The organism is Nocardiopsis lucentensis DSM 44048 (assembly GCF_000341125.1).
GTDB classification, from domain to species: domain Bacteria; phylum Actinomycetota; class Actinomycetes; order Streptosporangiales; family Streptosporangiaceae; genus Nocardiopsis; species Nocardiopsis lucentensis.
Window position 1 is genome coordinate 1 of sequence record NZ_ANBC01000744.1, and the last position, 1,171, is coordinate 1,171.

The 1,171-nt window shown below is 72.0% G+C and carries 2 protein-coding genes; both read left to right on the plus strand.

Annotation, left to right across the window (positions count from 1 at the left end; translation table 11 throughout):
* The first annotated feature begins 332 nt into the window (after positions 1–332).
* Positions 333–713 (plus strand): MarR family transcriptional regulator, encoded by a 381-nt coding sequence (locus D471_RS38755; RefSeq protein ID WP_449406576.1) that lies wholly within the window; start codon positions 333–335, stop codon positions 711–713.
* Positions 710–1,171: PEP/pyruvate-binding domain-containing protein (locus D471_RS36255; RefSeq protein ID WP_040691342.1), on the plus strand; the 462-nt coding region annotated here is incomplete at its 3' end. The genes D471_RS38755 and D471_RS36255, both read left to right, overlap by 4 nt.

The window sequence follows — 1,171 nt, forward strand, 5'->3', positions numbered from 1 at the left end:
CCACGTGACCGGGGGCGTGAGGGAGACCGCCCCCGCGCACCCGGACCGCGACCTGTAGTCGCGCAGCCGGACGCGGAGCGAACGCGGGCGACCAGCGCGTCCAACACCGTTCGGGGTGCGCGCAGTTCCGGGACGTGGCATCAGATGTCACTCCTGGACACTGTTTAGGAACGGTTCCACAGCTCCCACAGCATGGGGGCGCGGGCGTCCGCGTGCGCGGCGAGGAGGCCGTGCCCGAACGTGGTCCCCTGGATCTCGGTGGAGGGTCGGCGTAGTTTAGTTGCTCAACAGCAGCTATTGCTCTGGGGCACATGAACGATCACGAACGTCTGATGCGCGTCCTCGGCGAGATCCGACACGACCTGTTCCCGACCACGCTCCGCGCGAGCGAGGCCGACGACCTGCGGGTCGTGCACCTGGCCCTACTCCAGGTGCTGCGACGCCGCGACGGACCGACCGTCAAGGAACTGGCCGCGTTCATCGGCCGCTCGGAGTCCCGCACCAGCCGCCTGGTCGACCAGCTCGTCCGCCGCGCCCTCGTCGAACGCCGCGAGGACACCGACGACCGGCGGGGGCGGCNTCCTCCGCCGGATCGACGCCGTTCGCGCCGAAGCCCAGCTGAAGCTGCTCGACCACCTGGACGACGACGAGCGCGCGGCGGTGCTGCACGCGATGGATCTGTTCGCCAAGGCCGCGAGGAGGTATCGGGATGAACGTGATCGGTCTGGACGCGATCGACGCCGGCATGATCGGGACGGTGGGCGGTAAGGCCGCCGGTCTCGGCGAGATGGTCGCGTCGGGCGAGCGGGTGCCGCCGGGCTTTTGCCTGACCACCGAGGCGTACGCGTCGGGGACGGTTCCCGCCGACGAGCTCGCCGCCGCCTACGAGCGCCTGGGCGGCGGGCCGGTCGCCGTCCGCTCCAGCGCGACGGCCGAGGACCTGCCCGGCACCAGTTTCGCCGGACAGCAGGACACGGTGCTCGGTGTGCGCGGGACCGAGGAGCTGGTGGCGGCGGTGCGCCGGTGCTGGGCGTCCCTGGACTCCGACCGCGCGGTCGCCTACCGCGAGGCCGTCGGGATCGATCGCGCCGACACGCGCATGGCGGTCGTCGTCCAGCGGATGGTGGACGCGCGGGTCGCCGGGGTGCTCTTCACCGCCGACCCGCTCACC